Source organism: Microcoleus sp. PH2017_09_SFU_O_A, from assembly GCF_020738625.1.
Taxonomy (GTDB): Bacteria; Cyanobacteriota; Cyanobacteriia; order Cyanobacteriales; family Microcoleaceae; genus Microcoleus.
This window is the reverse complement of the sequence record NZ_JAEQCF010000089.1, coordinates 23,950-42,681: the sequence shown is the minus strand read 5'-3', so window position 1 is coordinate 42,681 and position 18,732 is coordinate 23,950. Positions and strand designations below refer to the sequence as shown.

Annotated in this window: 14 protein-coding genes and 1 CRISPR repeat array; of the genes, 3 read left to right on the top strand and 11 right to left on the bottom strand. The window is 43.7% G+C overall.

The annotated features are described in order from the left end of the window. The first annotated feature begins 57 nt into the window (after positions 1–57). Positions 58–1,209, top strand: coding sequence for a glycosyltransferase family 4 protein (locus JGK16_RS26970; RefSeq protein ID WP_293182279.1), 1,152 nt, complete (start codon positions 58–60; stop codon positions 1,207–1,209). An 8-nt stretch (positions 1,210–1,217) separates the two neighbouring features. Beyond that, a CRISPR array of direct repeats spans positions 1,218–3,329; the repeat unit is 37 nt; unit sequence GTTTCAATCCCTGATAGGGTTTTAGGTATTTTCCGGC. A gap of 252 nt (positions 3,330–3,581) precedes the next feature. Here JGK16_RS26970 and cas2 read toward each other — a convergent pair. The 9 genes from cas2 to JGK16_RS26925 all read right to left on the bottom strand — a co-directional run bounded on the left by cas2 (position 3,582) and on the right by JGK16_RS26925 (position 14,043). Next, positions 3,582–3,857, bottom strand: a complete 276-nt coding sequence (gene cas2 / locus JGK16_RS26965) for a CRISPR-associated endonuclease Cas2 (protein ID WP_096830500.1) — start codon at positions 3,855–3,857, stop codon at positions 3,582–3,584. A 2-nt stretch (positions 3,858–3,859) separates the two neighbouring features. After that, a complete protein-coding gene (cas1d, locus tag JGK16_RS26960; RefSeq protein WP_293193241.1) occupies positions 3,860–4,861 on the bottom strand; it encodes a type I-D CRISPR-associated endonuclease Cas1d in 1,002 nt (333 codons plus the stop codon). Positions 4,862–4,883: 22 nt separating this feature from the next. Beyond that, complete coding sequence (cas4, locus tag JGK16_RS26955) at positions 4,884–5,477, bottom strand: CRISPR-associated protein Cas4 (protein ID WP_293193240.1); 594 nt, start codon at positions 5,475–5,477, stop codon at positions 4,884–4,886. 371 nt (positions 5,478–5,848) lie between these two features. Next, positions 5,849–6,682, bottom strand: a complete 834-nt coding sequence (cas6, locus tag JGK16_RS26950; protein WP_293193239.1) for a CRISPR-associated endoribonuclease Cas6 — start codon at positions 6,680–6,682, stop codon at positions 5,849–5,851. Between the two features lie 43 nt (positions 6,683–6,725). Next, positions 6,726–9,488, bottom strand: coding sequence for a CRISPR-associated helicase Cas3' (cas3, locus tag JGK16_RS26945; RefSeq protein WP_293193238.1), 2,763 nt, complete (start codon positions 9,486–9,488; stop codon positions 6,726–6,728). Then, positions 9,481–10,305 carry a hypothetical protein gene (locus JGK16_RS26940; RefSeq protein WP_293193237.1) on the bottom strand — a complete coding sequence of 275 codons (825 nt, stop codon included), beginning with the start codon at positions 10,303–10,305 and terminating at the stop codon, positions 9,481–9,483. The genes cas3 and JGK16_RS26940 overlap by 8 nt, the downstream gene beginning before the upstream one ends. A 3-nt stretch (positions 10,306–10,308) precedes the next feature. After that, a complete protein-coding gene (locus JGK16_RS26935) occupies positions 10,309–11,253 on the bottom strand; it encodes a hypothetical protein (RefSeq protein WP_293193236.1) in 945 nt (314 codons plus the stop codon). Between the two features lie 2 nt (positions 11,254–11,255). Beyond that, entirely contained in the window at positions 11,256–13,718 is a 2,463-nt protein-coding gene (locus JGK16_RS26930; protein WP_293193235.1) for a hypothetical protein, read from the bottom strand. A 160-nt stretch (positions 13,719–13,878) separates the two neighbouring features. Further along, positions 13,879–14,043, bottom strand: a complete 165-nt coding sequence (locus JGK16_RS26925) for a hypothetical protein (RefSeq protein ID WP_293193234.1) — start codon at positions 14,041–14,043, stop codon at positions 13,879–13,881. Between the two features lie 417 nt (positions 14,044–14,460). Here JGK16_RS26925 and JGK16_RS26920 point away from each other — a divergent pair, with 417 nt between their 5' ends. Next, positions 14,461–15,330, top strand: a complete 870-nt coding sequence (locus tag JGK16_RS26920) for a WYL domain-containing protein (protein ID WP_293193233.1) — start codon at positions 14,461–14,463, stop codon at positions 15,328–15,330. 319 nt (positions 15,331–15,649) lie between these two features. Here JGK16_RS26920 and JGK16_RS26915 read toward each other — a convergent pair whose 3' ends face one another. Continuing rightward, positions 15,650–15,859, bottom strand: a complete 210-nt coding sequence (locus JGK16_RS26915) for a hypothetical protein (RefSeq protein ID WP_293182340.1) — start codon at positions 15,857–15,859, stop codon at positions 15,650–15,652. A gap of 260 nt (positions 15,860–16,119) precedes the next feature. Here JGK16_RS26915 and grxC point away from each other — a divergent pair, with 260 nt between their 5' ends. Beyond that, positions 16,120–16,434 (top strand): glutaredoxin 3, encoded by a 315-nt coding sequence (grxC, locus tag JGK16_RS26910; protein WP_293182299.1) that lies wholly within the window; start codon positions 16,120–16,122, stop codon positions 16,432–16,434. A 225-nt stretch (positions 16,435–16,659) separates the two neighbouring features. Here grxC and menD read toward each other — a convergent pair whose 3' ends face one another. Then, entirely contained in the window at positions 16,660–18,663 is a 2,004-nt protein-coding gene (gene menD, locus JGK16_RS26905) for a 2-succinyl-5-enolpyruvyl-6-hydroxy-3-cyclohexene-1-carboxylic-acid synthase (protein ID WP_293193232.1), read from the bottom strand. Positions 18,664–18,732 lie beyond the last annotated feature (69 nt).

Below are 18,732 nucleotides of genomic sequence, written 5' to 3'. Positions count from 1 at the left end.
TGCTGGCGTTTTATTTGTCATTCCTATTGCGTATTCAATCAATTTCAACTATTAGAAATGCTCGTAGGCGTAAGCCGGGGCGTAAGCCATCGCCCTCCAGGACAAATTGAGCTTTTTCACCGGGATATGCCCTACGTAGACGCAGCTTGGGAGACGAAAGTTAGTTTGTTCGATCGCCCGAATGACAGATTACTCCGCAGCATTCCGAACCCTCGGGAAAATCAGTCAGCCGACGTGACGCTGCGAATGCACTGCCCCTGGGACTTTGCAGCATCCAGCAGCACCGAAACTTGGGTATTTGCAGCCACAGAATGGGGGATTATTACCAGTACAGTGTTGCAGGCGATCGGCGTAAGGTCGATCGCCCAAACCCCGGTTAATTCAGAAGTAAAAATTATTACACCTTCGGCGTGGTCAAAAGCGGGCTTAATTCGTAGCGGAGTTGAGGGCGATCGAATTGCCGTTGTACCTTTGGGAGTCGATCCTCAAATTTATTATCCTGTTTCGGGCGATCGGCGTCAATTGCTGCGCGAAAGCTTCGGTTGGTCAAACTATTTTATATTTTTAAACATCGGAGGACAAACCGATCGCAAAGGGATTCGTCCTTTATTAAAAGCCTTCGCGGCGGTAGTTGACAAATATCCAGATGCGAGATTAGTTTTGAAAGGTTCAGAATTGCTTTATCCGTCTAGAGACGAGATTGCTGAAGCCTGCCGAGTTGTGCTCAACGATGCTGAAAGAGCGAGGGTTTTACCGAGATTAATTTATACTGGGAGCCAGCTATCTTTTGCTCAAATAGCGGAGATTTACCAAGCAGCAGATGTTTATGTTTCTGCTTATTTGGCGGAAGGTTTTAATCTGCCGGTGTTGGAAGCTGTGGCTTGCGGTTTACCCGTAATTTGTACCGAGGGTGGCCCGACTGATGATTTTACTCGATCGGACTTTGCGCTGCGAATCGAGAGTAAATTTACGGCTGTGGTAATTGAGGGAGAAACCTTATTTATGTTAGCTCCTGAGTGGGAACATTTGACTGATTTGATGCAGCGGGCGATCGAGCAGCCTGAAATTGGGGCGAGAGCTCGGGTTGCGGGCCCGGGTTTTGTGGCTGATAATTTTAGTTGGGGGCGATCGGTCGATCGGCTGCTTGAGGTTATGGGAGGGGATAAAAGGAGAGTGGAGAAGTCTATTTTTGAGCCAATAATTTTGTAATTTGGGCGTTTCAAGCCCTAGATGGGGAAATAGGTATTTTCCGGCTCAGGGCCGATACTTTTTACTACCCGCCCTAAACATCGTTTCAATCCCTGATAGGGTTTTAGGTATTTTCCGGCTCGCTGCATGGCATACATTGATTCCATCAGCGAGTTTCAATCCCTGATAGGGTTTTAGGTATTTTCCGGCTGTGAGAATTTCTGCGTTACCTTGCACAATCTATGGGAAGAGTTTCAATCCCTGATAGGGTTTTAGGTATTTTCCGGCATTCGATTGATTTTGCGCGGCTCCTCGACCTTCCGTTTCAATCCCTGATAGGGTTTTAGGTATTTTCCGGCTCATTGAGCCTGAGAATATGCCCCTCATCCACAAAGGCCAGTTTCAATCTCTGATAGGGTTTTAGGTATTTTCCGGCTGCGATCTCGGAACATTTAAGTCTTCCGCCACAACGTATGTTTCAATCCCTGATAGGGTTTTAGGTATTTTCCGGCTCGATTTGTTGTCTATAATTATCTTAAAATTAGAAAAACTGGAGTTTCAATCCCTGATAGGGTTTTAGGTATTTTCCGGCGGTGCTGACATTTCGATCGCAAGCGGGTGCTGATCCGTTTCAATCCCTGATAGGGTTTTAGGTATTTTCCGGCGTTAAATAGCCAGTAGGTAAAGCTTTCAACCATTTTGCAAAGTTTCAATCCCTGATAGGGTTTTAGGTATTTTCCGGCTGGATTTTCTTACCTTTTGTATTTGATTCAAATCGAAAAGTTTCAATCCCTGATAGGGTTTTAGGTATTTTCCGGCAATCGCACTGATATTATTAAAGTGGCAGAAATGTTTCAATCCCTGATAGGGTTTTAGGTATTTTCCGGCGCTTGATAACAATGGTCGCTACCGTGACTTCCTCGTTGTTTCAATCCCTGATAGGGTTTTAGGTATTTTCCGGCGATAAGAAGGAGTGGCAGCAGCAAGCCCGACGCTCAAGCCGCGTTTCAATCCCTGATAGGGTTTTAGGTATTTTCCGGCGCTCGGTCGCTTGATGTCAATGGCTTTCCATGTTGTTTCAATCCCTGATAGGGTTTTAGGTATTTTCCGGCAGATGTAGCGATCGAAATGTCGAAGCATCTTGGAATGTTTCAATCCCTGATAGGGTTTTAGGTATTTTCCGGCGAAACTGTACTGGCCCTCCACCGGCACCACACCCAAGTTTCAATCCCTGATAGGGTTTTAGGTATTTTCCGGCTCAATATATTGGCTGTGCCTCTACTTCATGGATAGTTTCAATCCCTGATAGGGTTTTAGGTATTTTCCGGCGCTGTCAATTTTTCGCAAGGACAACCAAACATTAGTGTTTCAATCCCTGATAGGGTTTTAGGTATTTTCCGGCTCTTATGGAATGAACTTTGTCTACGGCGGCGCTGGCGGGTTTCAATCCCTGATAGGGTTTTAGGTATTTTCCGGCGGAGGGCCGCTACTTAAAGCACATTGCCGTACTGGGAAAGTTTCAATCCCTGATAGGGTTTTAGGTATTTTCCGGCTTGCGGGGGACATATCTTGGTCAGAAAGTTTTGAGTCAGGTTTCAATCCCTGATAGGGTTTTAGGTATTTTCCGGCGCTCTGGCTTTCATCTCTGCAATCTCCGCTTCAGTTTCAATCCCTGATAGGGTTTTAGGTATTTTCCGGCGCATCTAACGTAAGTCCCCCAATTACCTCTTCCCGCAGTTTCAATCCCTGATAGGGTTTTAGGTATTTTCCGGCCAAAGTGGCGATCGGACTGGCAACTCTGGGAAGTGTTTCAATCCCTGATAGGGTTTTAGGTATTTTCCGGCAAGAGGTAATACAGAAGTTGACGGTATTTTTCAAATCGTTTCAATCCCTGATAGGGTTTTAGGTATTTTCCGGCGCCCATTACAGCAGTGCCCCCGCTCCTGTCGTATCCCCGTTTCAATCCCTGATAGGGTTTTAGGTATTTTCCGGCTCCAGTGACCCGGATGTGGACATCCGGCAAGCTCGGTTTCAATCCCTGATAGGGTTTTAGGTATTTTCCGGCTTAATTGCCAATGCCGATTACCTGAATCACAGTTGTTTTGTTTCAATCCCTGATAGGGTTTTAGGTATTTTCCGGCCGCCCGCTCCAGAAGCCTTGGTGTATTTGGTTTTCAAGGTGCAGTTCCGTGAATCTAAAACAAAAGTACCATTCCAGCCCTAGGCTTGTCAATCCCCAATTTTTCATACTCACCCCAAAAACGTTATCCTGTAAAGCTTTCAGATTTTCCGTGAATCGTTTTTTGAGACTAGGGGCATCAAACTCTTGCTGTACATCAGTTTCAGCCTAAAAATTTGATACCCCTATTTTAACACCTACCCGTTCACGGAAACTAGGCAAAAAATATTGTTCGATCGGCAGGAACGACCCCACCAATACGTTCAATCTTACCCTGACAGCACGCGCACAGCGGAAAAAACATAATACTGTCTTCGTTCGGTTTGATCACTTTGTTCAAGCGCGATCGCAATTTAGCGTATTGCGTCTCAGTCAAATCAGCACACTCGAATACACTGTACTGCATCCACTGCCCATAAGACTTCAGCATTTTGTGAATCTTTGTCCGGCGCTTGTCTTCGGAAATATCGTAAGAAATCAGAATGTGCATATCTAGTACAAAACTAAAGGTGGATATTTGTCAATCTCGCCCATCAAATATTTCGCCAACAGCCGCCCCTGAATTTCAAAAGCCTCTTGATAAGTGCACTTACGCTTCAAAACAGGATGCTTAAACTCAGACTGCTTCTTCTTTTCATACAACCTCAAAAACTCTTTCCGTCCCGTTTCCGACAGTCGCACCACATTACTCAGCGGTTCCACAGTAAAATCATTCGGTGTCAGAATTCGGCGGTTAATCGCGTTGAGAATTACACTGTCAGCCACCAACGGGCGGAACTCTTCCATCAAATCAAACGCTAAACCCACGCGGCCGTAGCGCTGCGTATGAAGGTATCCTAAATAAGGGTCAAATCCCACGATATTAATCGCGCTTTGCACATCGTGACGTAGCAGCGTGTAAGCAAAATTCATCAAAGAATTCACCGGATCGGTAGCAGGGCGGTGTCGCGGTTTAAACACAAAGCCTTCCGCCCGAATTAATTGGTTGAAAACTCCAAAATACGCCGCACTCCCAGCACCTTCATGGCCGCGCAAAGAATTAATGTTGTCAGTTTTGTCAAGTTTGGCGATCGCATTTGAAATCTGAGTAATTGCCGAACTTAAATTTAGTTCCGAATGTTCCCGCTGAGTTTGAGATAAACTGGTGCGATAGTTCTTCAATTTCCCCCGAATAAAACCCTGGACAACATGAATAGCTTGGGGAGTTTCCCCCGCCGCTTTCCACTGAGCATTCCGAACGAAAATGTTTTTACTTAATTCCGGTTCTAGCTTACCCAAATAGTGACCAGTATCGGTGATAAAAGTCAGAGGAATTTTCCGCTGAAGCAATTCTGCAACCGCAGCCGGGGAAATAGTCGCCCGTCCCACAATCACCACTCCATCTAAATGAATTAAAGGCACATCTTGTAATGTTTGATTTTTTGCTTTGACATTGAGGCGTTCATCTGTTTTGCCGATAAACACATCATCTTGATTGATATAAAGTGTTCCCATGATTGACTCCAAAAAACGACGTTTAATTAGCTTCTTGATAGCGCAGGACTTTTTCAGCAGCTTGCGGCAAACATTGCTGATAAAGGCTGCAACCCTGACAGCGTTTGCTATAATGCGCTGGAGGAATTTTGCCAGTTTGCAGTAAAATTTGGATAGCGTTGATAGTGGCGATCGTCTCCTGTCTCAACCCCTCAGAAATCTCCACCAATTGCCGTTGATGCGACTGCGCGTAATACACATATCCAGTCGCAATACTTTTCCCCGTCATCTCCTCCAAACAAAGGGCTTGAGCGCAAACCTGCAACTCATCATTATCCCACTCCCCCTTCCGCCCGCGCTTGTACTCAACGGGATACAACTCACCATCCGTTGATTCAATCAAATCCGATTTCCCAATCAGCATATACTTTTCAGACTTCAGCCAAATCGCCCGCACCTGCCAAGTCTCATCGCGGTTGATTTGACTGAGAGTGTGAACGCGATCGTGCAAACTCGTCCCTTCGATGGTATACTGGTTATCCGTGAATTCTCCCGCGCAAGACATCCGCCAGCAGCGGTGGGGACAGTAAGAGTATTGGTTCAAAAGTGCGATCGAAATGTAATCAAAATCGTTCATAATTTTGATAGTTTGTAGGAGATTAGTAATTGAAATTAGCAACAGGCAAGATGCCTGTTCCACAAGAGTTTAGTGTTATTGTGGGGTGGGCATCTTGCCCGCCCTCAAAATTGGGAATTAGCAACAGGCAAGATGCCTGTTCCACAAGAGTTTAGTGTTATTGTGGGGTGGGCATCTTGCCCGCCCTGGACATCCATAATTAGCAACAGGCAAGATGCCTGTTCCACAAGAGTTTAGTATTATTGGCCCGCCCTGGACATCCATAATTAGCAACAGGCAAGATGCCTGTTCCACAAGAGTTTAGTATTATTGTGGGGTGGGCATCTTGCCCGCCCTGGACATCCGGCATCTTGCCCGCCCTCAAAATCGGTTCAACTCTTATTAACAACAATCCGTCGAGTCATCCCCATCCCCATCGGAGTTTTCCTCCCAACCCCGCAGTAAAGAGCAAAATCCGCCAAAGCATTAATTTGCTTAATCACCAAAGGCTCCACATCACCCAAAATCCGATAACTAACCTCCCCAACCATGCCCACAAAATTGCTTTCATAGTTAGTCAATCTTTCAGTTTTGATATTGACAAAAGTTGAAAAAAGTGCATCCAATGGCAAATTAGGAATCTCAATCCCGCTGTACTTATTCCAGCGACTCAGTAGACTATTAAAAACGCAATCTCTAGTAGGAATCACCGAATCGAACTTCCCCTGTCGAAAGGTAGTAGGCGTCGCAAAACTGAAGGCAATTAAGCGATTAGTTTCCGAAGCTTGTTCGTAAAGTTGAGAGTAAGTACAAGCATTCGCCCAAGGTTGATCTACTTGAGGTGTTCCGAGAATCTTCGTAATCATCAAATCCGCCGGGCCAAGATGCCACGGACGGGATGGATTGAGATTCAGCCAAAGGTGAGTTAATTTGCCAAATAAAGTGTCATCCAGCAGACTAATTCGCCACCAACAGAGAGAGTGTTCTGGAATTGGTTCTGTGTGTTCCCATTGGAGGGAATGGTGTTTTTTGAAAGGGCATTTTTTAGTTTGCAAAGGGCTGAGGGTGAAGGATTTGTCGGCTGTGGCATCGTGAAGGCGATCGCCGAGTTGTTTGTCAACGGAGCTCACGAGGGTGAGAAACAGGGCGTGCAGGTGTCTTCCCGTGAGGTATCCGGGGGGAATTGGGGCGATGGGAAGAAGGTTGAGGATGAGACTGTGCGGCATGATGGTTATGGTTGGTTGTGTTGATTAAGGTGCGATCGCTCTGTTAAGTCGTCTCCTCTAATGCCTTGGTGTAGGTAATAATTACTGATTTTTTCTGAGCCGTGTTGCCATACTGATATAATAATTTTTCATCAAACCCATTTGTTTTCAGCTTGATGAAAACTCCTGGAAGTTTCACAAAACCTAGTTCTGGCTCATAGGAATATTCTGGATTCCCATCTAGCATGGATGCACCATCATTACTTCGATGTATTTTGATGATAATATCTTTTTGATAGGCAAAGCCCCAGCGTAAATCACGCCTTTCCCATGATGTCTTTTCTTGGTCATAGTAGCGTTCATAAACATGAGTATTGGCATACTGATTACTCTTATCTTTTTTGATGGTTAAACGGTCAATTGGCACTGTCACTTGAGGCATATTCTCAATTTTGTCGCCATGAGTTCCATCGTCATAAACTAATGTTGCGGATGGTGTCCAACTTCGAGTAACGACTAACCCTTTTTCGTGAGCCGGTTGACAAGCTAAGTCGGCACTGTAAACATAGTCATGAAGCATGGAGAATAATTCGACTACTCGGTAGTCATCAACTTGTTGCGATCGCAAAATACATTCAGAAATTTTCGCAGTGTTAAAATCAGTTAGCTTTTGTAGAGTCTCTGTATAAGTTTCCCATCCAGATTCATCCAGCGTATTAGCAAATTCTTGGATAGTATTCCCCACCAATATCACCTTAGCATTTGGAACATTACCTCGACGATTGCAGCGTCCAGCCCTCTGAATCAGGTTTTCTGGCGGACACATTTCAGAAATTAAGACCTCACTATTCAAATCGCACCCAACTTCGATCGCACTGGTAGTTATCAAAATATAAGGCAGATGGTTTTCATCGCGATTTTTCAGGTTTTTGTAGCGAGTCGAACGCGAAAATTCTGAGTCTTTTGGAATGTCAGAAATGCGGCCATGATAAAGAAACAAGAATTGTCCTTGAGTATCAGTATTAAACGCCAACTCATTTTTAACCTGCGTGTAAATTTCGACTGCATCTGTGACAGTTTCAACTACAGCAATAATGCGACGGTTAGATTTAGATTTCCACTCTCTTAAAACAATTTGAGCAACTTGAGTTTGGAAATGGAGAGGATTAGTTGAATCGCGCTGAACTTCATTCAGCCATTCAAAAGCTTTTGTTTCATAGCTTTGTTGCTGAAATTCGCGCAGGGAATTAACATTTTCAAGATTATTGATGTAATCAATTACTTTCAGATAATCAAAGCGATCGAGATGTTGTTGTGGCATTGTAGCAGTCATTAAGACGATGGATCGTCCCGCTTCATAAAGCGACTGCACCAAGCTATGAAAGTTTGTGAAAGATATATTGTCATAGCTATGAGCTTCATCAACACAGATTAGAGTTTTTTCACTATGAGTTTTATCCCGATGAATCCTCAAAGGAAAAACAAATGACTTTTGCTTGTCTCCAAAAGCAAAATAGCGATAGAGAAACTTGTCCAGCGTTGTTAAAATGACATCTCCTTTATAAAGATGACGGCGAGAATTGATTTTACGCTCGACTCGCTCCCCGTTTTGGTAAATTAATCGTTCCATTTGGGAACCCGTATCTACTACTAACGAAAATTCCAGGTCTTTATTTTCAGGTAAGGCCGAAAATGTCTTGATATACCGCTCAATCCGTTGTTTCTGATCTTCTACTAAACTTCGGGATGGCAAAGGTAAAATTAAGCGATAACCTTTAGCTAAACATGGAAATAGAACAGCCTCCATTTTGCCAGAACCAGTGGGAGCTTTGAGTAAAAATGCTGGGTTGGGATTGGCGATCGCATCCCAGACATCTTGTTGCATGGGGTTAGAAATATACTTGCCTTTGCTGAGTGCTTGATACGCAGTTTCGCAATTCCAATCCTGAGAACTATCTACTAATGAGTGAGATTTAATACCAACCCTCTTTGGGTTCTCTTCTTTAGCTTTTCCTTGATGAGGCTCTTTTTTAGCTTTTCCTTGATGAGATTGCCACCATTCTTTGACAATATTGTTGATTTTATCTTCCAGCTTATGAGGCTTATCTAACAAATTTCCTAGCTCTTTCTTGTCCTCTTCACTAAGTTTCAGTGACCAATAGGCAAAAGACAAGGAAATTTCGTCCTTATTAAAAGGAAAATTAAAAGGAAAAGGATCTATCAGATAAGTTGAATTGTCTAATTTGAACGTGGTATAATCCATGAATGCACGAGACTCTGCTTGTTCATCATTTCCAATTACCCGACAAGCTAATTCTGCCTCAATCTGATCGCACATTTCCAAGATGTACAGTTCACGGCCATAAGTCAGAGGTTCTCTTGTCAAGATTTGTTCATATTCTTGTGACTCTTTTTTCAATTTATAAGCATCACGACTAATATCACCCACAGAGAAATCGTGATGTCCTATAGCCAGATACTTTGCCCAAATATCAGGACTATCAGCTAAGAATCTATGCCCTTTGAAGGAGTAAATATATTCTTTAAATTTACCTTCTTTCGTGGCTTTAGCCTCCAGTTTAAATTTAGGCGGTTTGCCAATGTCGTGAATTCTAGCAGCTTCATCAACTCGTGCTTTTGATTCTTCCCGTTCAGTTTCAGTGATCCCTGGAAAATCCTCAACTTTCCAAGCTTTGACTAGCTTTCTGACATTACAAACATGATTGCCAAGGGGCTGAAAGTAAATTACATCAGGAATAGGATTAGTTTTGTCTGGAAAAAATACTCGACCGAAATCGAAACTGCGCTGGCGTTTTTGCTTAGACATTAACTTCACCTCTTAACAAGTTAACAAGGGATACGGGAATATAAATTTCCCCATCGGTGTAGTAATCCAGAGTTGGAAAATCCTCCCCAGGTTTTGGGTAATAGGCAGTAACAAAGGGAATAAATCCATCTACAGGAGTTCGAGTATTATCTAAAAATCCTGCCTCTTCTGAATCTGTTTCATCATTAGTTTGCCAGTGGTAGCGGTAGAGATTGTAAATATCACAGCCGCCGATAAATTGACCGCTTTGCAACAAGGCTTCCATCGGTACAATGGTTGATGGATAAGCTTGAACTGTCTCGCATTTCAACTCAATGAGTTCAGAAACTTCTGTCACTACCGCAAAACCTTCTTTGCCTAGTTTGCAACCATAGGTTTCTAAGTCTTGGAAATGTTCTAAACCTTGTAAAGATTCGCTGACAACATAGCCAGTTAGTTCTTCTACAATTAAATATTCCCAAGTGTGGAGTTGAAAGTTAGCTTTGTCTTTTTCCACATACAAGCGGGAAAACACATCGTGATTAAATTCGCGCATTCCTTTGCGGTAGGTTTTATGCACTCCTCGCCAAGTATTTGTGCTAGGATAGGCTCCCAGCGCTACATAATGACGGGGTAAAGCATAAAATGGTGGGTCATCTTTGTTGATTCGAGTTTCAGGAATTTCTAAGCCTACACTGAGCATTCCTAGCCTTCGTAAAAATCCTGATAGAGTTGTTGGTGGTACAAAAGGATAGGTGGCAATATTGAGAATTGACCCTGGCAGAATGCGGAATGTCATTGCTGCGGTAGGTGTGATGGTGAGTTTTATGCAGTACATAGATCACGCCTGTAAAACGGTTTCAACGAATTTCGCAGCGTATTCTTGTAATTTCTCTAATGCTGCATTTCCAATCCAGCGATCGAAGTAAGTTGCTTGGATGCGATCGGTGTTATCTTCTGGATATTGGGCAAGACGGAGGAAGTCTGCGATCGCCTGTTGTGGATCTGTGACAGATGGAGAAATAATCGGGCGTTTTCCTCTGGGTACTAAGTAGCGATCGACAACTAGCAAAGGGGTTTGATTATCGGATTCGGCGATCGCAATTCCCTTGGGATTTCCTGAACCAATGCGCGGTAAAGAATCCAGAAAAGCATAGGCGACAGAGGAAAAATCTCGATCGGTAACACTCAAGGCATGATTAGAAACTGGATAGAGAATACCAGGCTGATTGTACTGACGCTTAAATGGTATCGGCGTTTCATCTTTTTGATTTACCAAACGTGCCGGGTGCATTGCCCGTTGCTTCTCTACTGGGTAGATATCTTGAACCGCAACACCGCCACCGTGAGTAACGCGACCAATTAAAGTGCTTTTTCCGGGGTCAAGTGCACCATAGGTGGCACAAATAGGACAGTCTATTTTGGCGCAAGTTTTAGGAATACCACATTGTTGTTTATCTCCTAGTAATTCCCCACTTTTTACAGGAGCCCACAGCAAGCAACGTCGCTCAACGCCTCGTCGTTTCGTTGGGGAAATATAACATTTTTCAAGCGATTTCCCATCCTTAGTAGTTAGCTTCACTATCTCCACCAAGTTGACATTTACTTGTACTTCATGCCCAAAATAAAGCTCTTGCGAACCTTCAAGAATGGCATAAATGTCAAAGTGCATTCGAGGATTGTTTTCATCAGTTTTAGGTAATCCACTCGTTACTTTGGATTGCTTAACCGTCTCAGAAGTGTTTTCGGATTCATCATTAGTTGTTTGAGATTTTTTAGTTGGCATATTTACTTCTCCGTTGTGGATTTTTCTTTGCGAATCAATTCAGGAAAACGAGTGTATAGTGAAAGCTTGACCTGATAGGTTAAATCTTTCCAATCTTTCTCTTGTTTATAACCATTTTTAGGATTTGAAAAATAGGTATAAACTCTTGTCAGATCCTCTGGATACAGAATCATGGAAACCGATTTAGTTTCTGGATTTTCTTTTTCTCGTTCTGAAATACCCAATTGTCCCAGTAACTCCTCTTTTGCTAATAATGCCTTGGCTTGTTCATAAACAAACTGGGTGTCAGGGTTACGGTAAAGTCTTACTTGAGTCAATGTTCTTTTGTCACTTTCTATGGCTTGATCGCTTCCAATGGTAACGATTGTGCAGTATTTACAGAAGGAGTAACAAAAGGCCGCCGGATTCTTTTCTATTTGTTCAATTAATTTGCTAACCTCTCGTTTGGCATCTTCTGGCTTTTCCATTGTCATAGCATTTTTTTTAAAAGCCAAAACAAAAGCATAAATTAAGCCAGTCAATGCAGCTACATCTCCATATAAATTGGCTTGCTGTAACATGGGGTTATCTGACTCCATAAGGCCTCCTTTTAATTTCAAATTCAAACCTTCACAAATTTTCTTCCAGTAGGCTGCACGAGTGTGTTCTAATCCCCGACTATAATCACTACCGGAAACTTCTGATATTTTTGCGAGGGTATACTCTGCCATTACTGGTAAATCATCCTCTACATAGCGTACAGCATCACCCAGTTTCATATTGATATCTTTTCCCAAAACAATTATGGACTGCCCATAGCCTTCTATCAAACCCTTAATAAAAATTAGATGTCTGCTACTCAAAAGTATTGACTGACTTCCCTGAATAATCAGTGAGAATTTAAAATCAGCTAAAACCTCAAGGGGAAAAATTGAAGCTACTTTGGCTAGTGCATATTGAACCTGGCCGAGTTTCTGAGATGCTAAATCACCGCCACCAGTTCGATCGGAGGCTAAGACTATATATCGACCTGCACTTAAATGTAACTCTTTATTAGTTAACATTCTAATGTAGTCTTTAACTTTGAGTTTAGCAGGTTCACTTCGATCGACTGGTTCAAGCTTCAAAATGATACTTTCATCAGTCACTTTTAGGGGTGACGCAAATGCTAATGCTGAACAAGATGCACAAATATAGGGTTGCTTTTCCCTGGATGATGATTGACAACGCTGGGAAGGTCGCTCGAACATAAATCTGGCTACTTCCCATTTAGCATTTTGGAGAGTAACACCGCAGGAATAACAAAAATGTTTACCGTCATCTCCCGCCGATCGCACTTCTTTGATACTTGGCTGTTCACTCAGCAATGGTTCAGGGAATGGATCGCTTGGCGGATTTTCCAAAAGGCGATACATCTCTAGAATACACTGAGTAAAAATATCTCCACGAGTTGCATTGATCTGGTCTGTAGCAGTTTTAGTGAAACTTTTGGAAATGTTAACAATGTCTTTGAACCGAGCGGGGTTTTGTTGGCGATCGCACTGAATAAACTTAAATGGTTCACCCTCAGACTCTGCAAATAAGCGAATCTTTTGCTGGACGGAATCTTGAGTAAAAATGATTTGAGTAACTAGCTTATCTTGCTGTTTTTGTAACTTGTTTTTCTGTGCTTTTGTCAACCCTGAGTCTGCTAATTCACTGTTAATTTGAGTTAGATTTTGCCAAATACACTTTTGTTCATCAAGGACTTTACCAAAGGACTTTTGAAAAGCTTCGTTGTACTTTTTCGCTTCCTTTAACTGCATCTCCTCCTTGTCTAGTAACTTTTTTTCTAAAGATGTGCGGTCTTTATCACTTGTGTCAGGATGATTTATTTCTGTTATGAGAGCCTTAATTTGCTTCTGACGATCTGTTTGACGCTTTTCTACCTCCCGAATAACTGCCAAATACCAAGCCGCTAAAACATTAGATTGCTGCTGTGTCAAAATCGGAATTTCCAAGGTACTGAAACCGCGTCCGGCTAAAGTGACACTATTGAGCATGACAATGAATGTCTGTACTAATCCTGGTAAATTGTGCTTGGGAATGCCATAAGTTGAGAAAGCAATATTTTCGATGAACTCTCGCCAATATTGATTAAAATCTGCCGGCTCTTTTCGATGGGGAATGAAAACGTGTACGTGATAGTCACTTTCGTGGAGTACCGCTATTTGATATTGCTTCTGCAAATACTCTAAAAATCTATCTATGGCGCTTTCAATAGATAATCTTGCCTGTAACTCTCCTGGTAATGGCGATTTGTACAGAATCTGAGTTTTGCCAATCTCTTGACCTTGATATATGACTCGATTTTTTTGAAAATCAAGTTTTTGTAACTTCTTAGTATTGAGGTTGCGGGTGAGTCTTAATTCTCTAATTAGCTTGGAGTTTGCAAAGGTTTTCGCGATATCTATTACCCCTGGCTGACTCGCTAATGCCCCAATCAACTCTGACTTCTGAGTAGATATCACACCCGCAGCCGAGGCACTAATTAGTATTGTGGTTTGATTGCTCTCATTCATCCGATTTAATCTCTTGATGAAGTTTTTGTATGTGGGAGTCGGCAAAAACGATGCGGACTCCCATCTTTTGGTTGCTCTAAAGCTTCTACTGACAGTCGGCGTAAGATATCACATCACCTTCAGAATTAGTGATGTCGAGCCACATCAACTCTGTAACTCGCCTTTTGAGCTTCTCAACCTGCATCAGAAGGTTCTCAATCTGTTCCTGATACTCAGCAATTTCTCTTGCAATCAGATCTGATTCGTACATTAGCCGTCTCCTTAGTAAAAAAGTTTTCACCAGAGCCAGTCGCCATGCTACCTTTGAGATTGCGAGTCTACATTGGTAGTCTGAGCTTCCTGCTCTGGCTGCCTTTCAGATTAGCACAAAATTTTAACGTCCGAGAAATATAGAGCTAATCACCGAAGCTCATTTGTGCTATCATGGTATGTAGCCTCTAAAAAAATCCCTCTATCAGAGATTGAAATCGAGACATATATGAGGTTGAGGATTTTATCCTCCACACAACCACAAATCCCTATCAGGGTTGTCGGCCAGAGTTTTGCTCTGGCTTTTTTAATAGCCTGTATAAAACCCTCATACTCTATCCGTAAATAACTTATAATCTGAGAATAGCGCGACTCATAGAGGTTGTCAAGCAATTACACAGCATAAGTGTCCGTATAAATGACTCGTCAAGATCAGTCCATCACCCTATCGGTTTCCGATCGCGACAAAGCCGAGTTAGAAGCCCTAGCCCTAGAATTCGGCATGAAGTGGGGCGATCGCCCTAATATCTCTAAGCTGGTAAAAGCGATCGCCCAACATAAACTCCTAATTGCCCCTAACAACGATTGGAAAGACAGCCGATTAAAAGCCCTTAAACACGCCGTCGATGCCTTAACCGACCTCGGCAAAGTTCAAGAAGCCAAAATTATTGCTCAACTGCTAGTCGATCGCAGTGAACTTCCAGATCCCCTGCGGAGAGAAATAGAGGCATTTTTAAATAACACCTCTATTCCTTGGCGGTTAGAGATAGACCGTTATATGAAGCGGAACCAACCGTTTGAACTCACCTACCAAGATGCAGCCGATCGCACTTGGCACTTCCACATCCGCCATGCTCAAATCAACCCGCATGAAGATCGAGAATATCTCGATTGTTGGTGTGAAGAAACAGAGGGGAATTACGATTTGCCAGAACTGAAGCATAATCGGTGCTTCCGTTTAGATCGGATTCCAGAAGCCGCGATCGCACCCATTGACGGAAAATGGTTGCCCAGTTTAGCCGAGATTGAGGTAGAAATGCACCTCTTCCGAGGTTTGGCGTTTGCCTACAAAACGAAAACGGGTGAAGATACGTTCAATGAATGGTTAACAGACTCTCCGCAAGTCCGACGAATAGTGAAGAAAGTATCCAATACTTTTTGGTTTTTCCGAGAAATATTGCGGTATGGGGAAGATTGCGTGATTGTGTCTCCAGACAGTGTGCGCGATCGCTTCCAACAAAAACTGATCGCCCTCTGCCGTCAGTACGACATCGAAATCCGCGATTAGAACACGAGATTGGAAACGGCATTGCTGTCTCTCACCCAAGAAACCGGGTTTTTTAGCGAATCTGTCGGTCAGAGTCAAGTATTCTCGTAAAAAACCCGGTTTCTGACAACCCGCGTGTAAGTCAACAAAAAGCAGCCCATAACAGGCTGCACATCGAAAAAAACCGTTGTTTTGTTGGAGGAGAAAACTTTAAATCGAATTCAAATTGCCGTTATATCAAGTCTCTGGGACTCCGGCGGGCGATCGGCTGCCAACCAATTTCGCCATCTTTATCTACCGCTAACTCACCTTACCATCAGAACAAAACTGCAAATCCTCGTTACGCTGAAAGTTCGTTGACCATTCTCACCCGGCCTTTGAGCACTGCCCGCAGCAGGCGGTTGACACAGCATCTATCTTCGTCATTCAGCGACTCGTCTAAGGTGGCGGCCATCAAACCGTAGCGATCGGCTAATGTCAAAACGCCTGTGTCGGTTACAGAAGCGAGGATTTCAGAGATAGCGCCGGGGAGGAGTTGTAAAGCTTTCATGGCAGTGCGGTTGAATTCGATATATTCATAATCGCTTGGTTTCCTCAAAAGATCGGTGATATTAAGTAGGTTCCGCAGGTGATTATTTTGGATGAAAGCAAGTGATCGGAGTAGAGTAAATGTGTGACACGAATCACAGCACTACAGGTGCGGCAGGTAATTGCATCCCAGCCTAACCTTTGGTAGAACGCGGGATTGATGGCGTTTCGCTAAAATGATTTAATCTCTCAACCAGTTGAAATTTTACCCCTGTAACGAAAATGCTTGATTTTCTGAATCCCATTTTGGGCCGCAAGCCCGATCGCATCAAAGCCAATGTTGAAATTTATACTTGGCAAACCTGTCCGTACTGTATCCGCGCCAAAACTTTGCTGTGGTGGAAAGGCGTCAATTACACGGAATACAAAATTGACGGCGACGAAGCTGCTAGAAATGCCATGGCCGATCGCGCTAACGGGAAGCGCAGCGTGCCCCAAATATTTATTAACAGTCAACACGTCGGCGGCTGCGATGACATTCACAAACTTGATGGAGATGGAGAGTTAGATGCACTGCTAGCTCAAGCAGCCGTTTAAATATTGTTCATAAAAGGTTCGTAGTAAGGACTTTAGTCCTTGAATTCTCAAAGAAAGGACTAAAGTCCTGACTACGAACCTTTGGCATATGAGGTTCGTAGTCAGGACTTTAGTCCTTAAATTCTCAAAGAAAGGACTAAAGTCCTTACTACGAACCTTTGGCATATGAGGTTCGTAGTCAGGACTTTAGTCCTTAAATTTCCCAAGAAAGGACTGAAGTCCTTACTACGAACCTTTGGCAAATTTACTGAGATTATCTTGCCGCCATTTAGCATCGGAGCGCCTATTTGTTTGCAGTTCTAAGACCCGAATCCCGTTATTTGGTAGAAAACTTAATTTTTGTTGGAACTGCTCCCAATGCTCAATTATCTCGTGTTCCACGCCGTAAGTTGCACACAATTGAGCAAAATTGATATCCTGCGGTGTGGCAAAAAACTCTTCAAAGGGCGGGTCAAATTTAGCAACTGGCAACATTTCAAAAATCCCGCCACCGTTGTTATTAATTAAAACAATTGTCAGATGACCGACAAATTTATTTGTAATTAAAAAGCCGTTGGTGTCGTGCAAAAGTGTTAAATCACCTGTTAACAAAATGCTGCTTTGATTGCGGTGGGCGACTCCTAAAGCTGTTGACAATGTGCCGTCTATGCCGTTGGCGCCGCGATTGACAAAAGGTTTTATTTCTAAGTTGTTCGGCTTCCAGAAAAACTCGACATCTCGGACTGGCATACTGTTGGAAATAAATATGGGTGTGGCTGGTGGCAATATTTGGGAAAGCAGCCAAGAAATTTTTGGTTCGATGATGTGATTAATTGCTGATAGTTTTTGGTCTATTGTTTGTCTGACTTGGGTTTCGGTGTTTCGCCAAAGTTGGAGGTATTCGTTTGATGGAGAGGTGAGAACCCCCCCTAGCCCCCCCTTATTAAGGGGGGGGATTTGAGGGGAGTTTGTGGGAGAGGTGAGAACCCCCCCTAACCCCCCCTTGCTAAGGGGGGGGATTTGAGGGGAGTTTGTGGGAGAGGTGAGAACCCCCCCTAACCCCCCCTTGCTAAGGGGGGGGACATGAAGGGAGATAGCAGTTGCGAGGTTTTCTATGGAGGTTCGTAGGTGAATTGTTGGGCCGTGTAGGGGATCTAAGTTGTGGTGGCCCGGATCGATTATGTAGCGTTTGGGTTGGGTTTTGTCTAACCAGTTTCGCAATTCTTTGCTTGTGGGTAAGTCTCCGATTTGAATGGCGATTTCTGGGGTTAATTTATCTGCTAGTTCGCGGTTTCGCAGGATTAAATCGTAGGTGGAAATTAGATGGGGGTTGAGTTGGGCGCGGTTTCTTAAGGGCGATAGTCCTTCTGCTAATACTGGCCAGTTTAATAGTTGGGAAATTTTGCCGATCGCACTACAATACTTTTCTGCATCTTCAGGCTGGGCTACACCTGCAATAATAATCCCTTTACTGCATTCGGGCCATTGTTCTATTGCACTTCTTACTCCCCCCCTTGGCAAGGGGGGGCTGGGGGGGGTAGAAGTTTCTGCTGCACAAATCGGTTCTATTGCACTTCTTACTCCCCCCTTTAACAAGGGGGGGCTGGGGGGGGTAGAAGTTTCTGCTGCAAAAATCGGTTCTAATCCTGCAAAGAAATATTCGATATCGAATTGTGTTTCTAAAGCTTCGACAGCAATGTCTGAAACTGGTACAAGCGGATCCCGAAGGGGGATGTTGAGGTGGACTGGGCCTGGTGTCGGAAAGGTCGATCGCTCGATCGCGTACACGATCGTCTGTCGCACATAGTCTAGCATTCCTATGGACGCTGAAGGGATGGCTAATTCCGCTTGCCAGTTGGGATAATTGCCGTATAGTTTAACTTGGTCGATCGCTTGTCCGGCGTGACAGTCGCGCAATTCGGGGGGTCTATCTGCTGTGAGAATTAGCAGCGGAATTCGACTTTCACGGGCTTCGATAATCGCCGGATAAAAGTTGGCTGCGGCGGTTCCTGAGGTACAAATTAGGGCGGTTGGTACACCGGATTTTTTGGCGATTCCTAAGGCGAAGAAACTCGCAGATCTCTCGTCGAGGATGGGGATAGTTTCTATTAACTTATTCTGGGCGAAGGCTATGGTTAGCGGGGCCGATCGCGAACCGGGACAAATTACGGCTGTGGTTAGTCCCAGTCGCTGCAATGTCTCGGCTATGATGGAAGCCCAGAGGGTGTTTGTGTTCCGAAAGTCAAGCATTTTGTTGTTTTGGCGATCGATAATATTTTATGACATATAACGGTTCTCAATCAAAGCTCAATAAACCGG

Excerpts from the sequence above, each read along its gene's own strand:
- JGK16_RS26940 (WP_293193237.1), bottom strand. The coding sequence starts at position 10,305 with ATGTACTGCATAAAACTCACCATCACACCTACCGCAGCAATGACATTC.
- JGK16_RS26970 (WP_293182279.1), top strand. The coding sequence starts at position 58 with ATGCTCGTAGGCGTAAGCCGGGGCGTAAGCCATCGCCCTCCAGGACAA.
- cas6 (WP_293193239.1), bottom strand. The coding sequence starts at position 6,682 with ATGCCGCACAGTCTCATCCTCAACCTTCTTCCCATCGCCCCAATTCCC.
- JGK16_RS26935 (WP_293193236.1), bottom strand. The coding sequence starts at position 11,253 with ATGCCAACTAAAAAATCTCAAACAACTAATGATGAATCCGAAAACACT.
- JGK16_RS26920 (WP_293193233.1), top strand. The coding sequence starts at position 14,461 with ATGACTCGTCAAGATCAGTCCATCACCCTATCGGTTTCCGATCGCGAC.
- cas3 (WP_293193238.1), bottom strand. The coding sequence starts at position 9,488 with ATGTCTAAGCAAAAACGCCAGCGCAGTTTCGATTTCGGTCGAGTATTT.
- menD (WP_293193232.1), bottom strand. The coding sequence starts at position 18,663 with ATGCTTGACTTTCGGAACACAAACACCCTCTGGGCTTCCATCATAGCC.
- cas4 (WP_293193240.1), bottom strand. The coding sequence starts at position 5,477 with ATGAACGATTTTGATTACATTTCGATCGCACTTTTGAACCAATACTCT.
- grxC (WP_293182299.1), top strand. The coding sequence starts at position 16,120 with ATGCTTGATTTTCTGAATCCCATTTTGGGCCGCAAGCCCGATCGCATC.
- cas2 (WP_096830500.1), bottom strand. The coding sequence starts at position 3,857 with ATGCACATTCTGATTTCTTACGATATTTCCGAAGACAAGCGCCGGACA.
- cas1d (WP_293193241.1), bottom strand. The coding sequence starts at position 4,861 with ATGGGAACACTTTATATCAATCAAGATGATGTGTTTATCGGCAAAACA.
- JGK16_RS26915 (WP_293182340.1), bottom strand. The coding sequence starts at position 15,859 with ATGAAAGCTTTACAACTCCTCCCCGGCGCTATCTCTGAAATCCTCGCT.
- JGK16_RS26925 (WP_293193234.1), bottom strand. The coding sequence starts at position 14,043 with ATGTACGAATCAGATCTGATTGCAAGAGAAATTGCTGAGTATCAGGAA.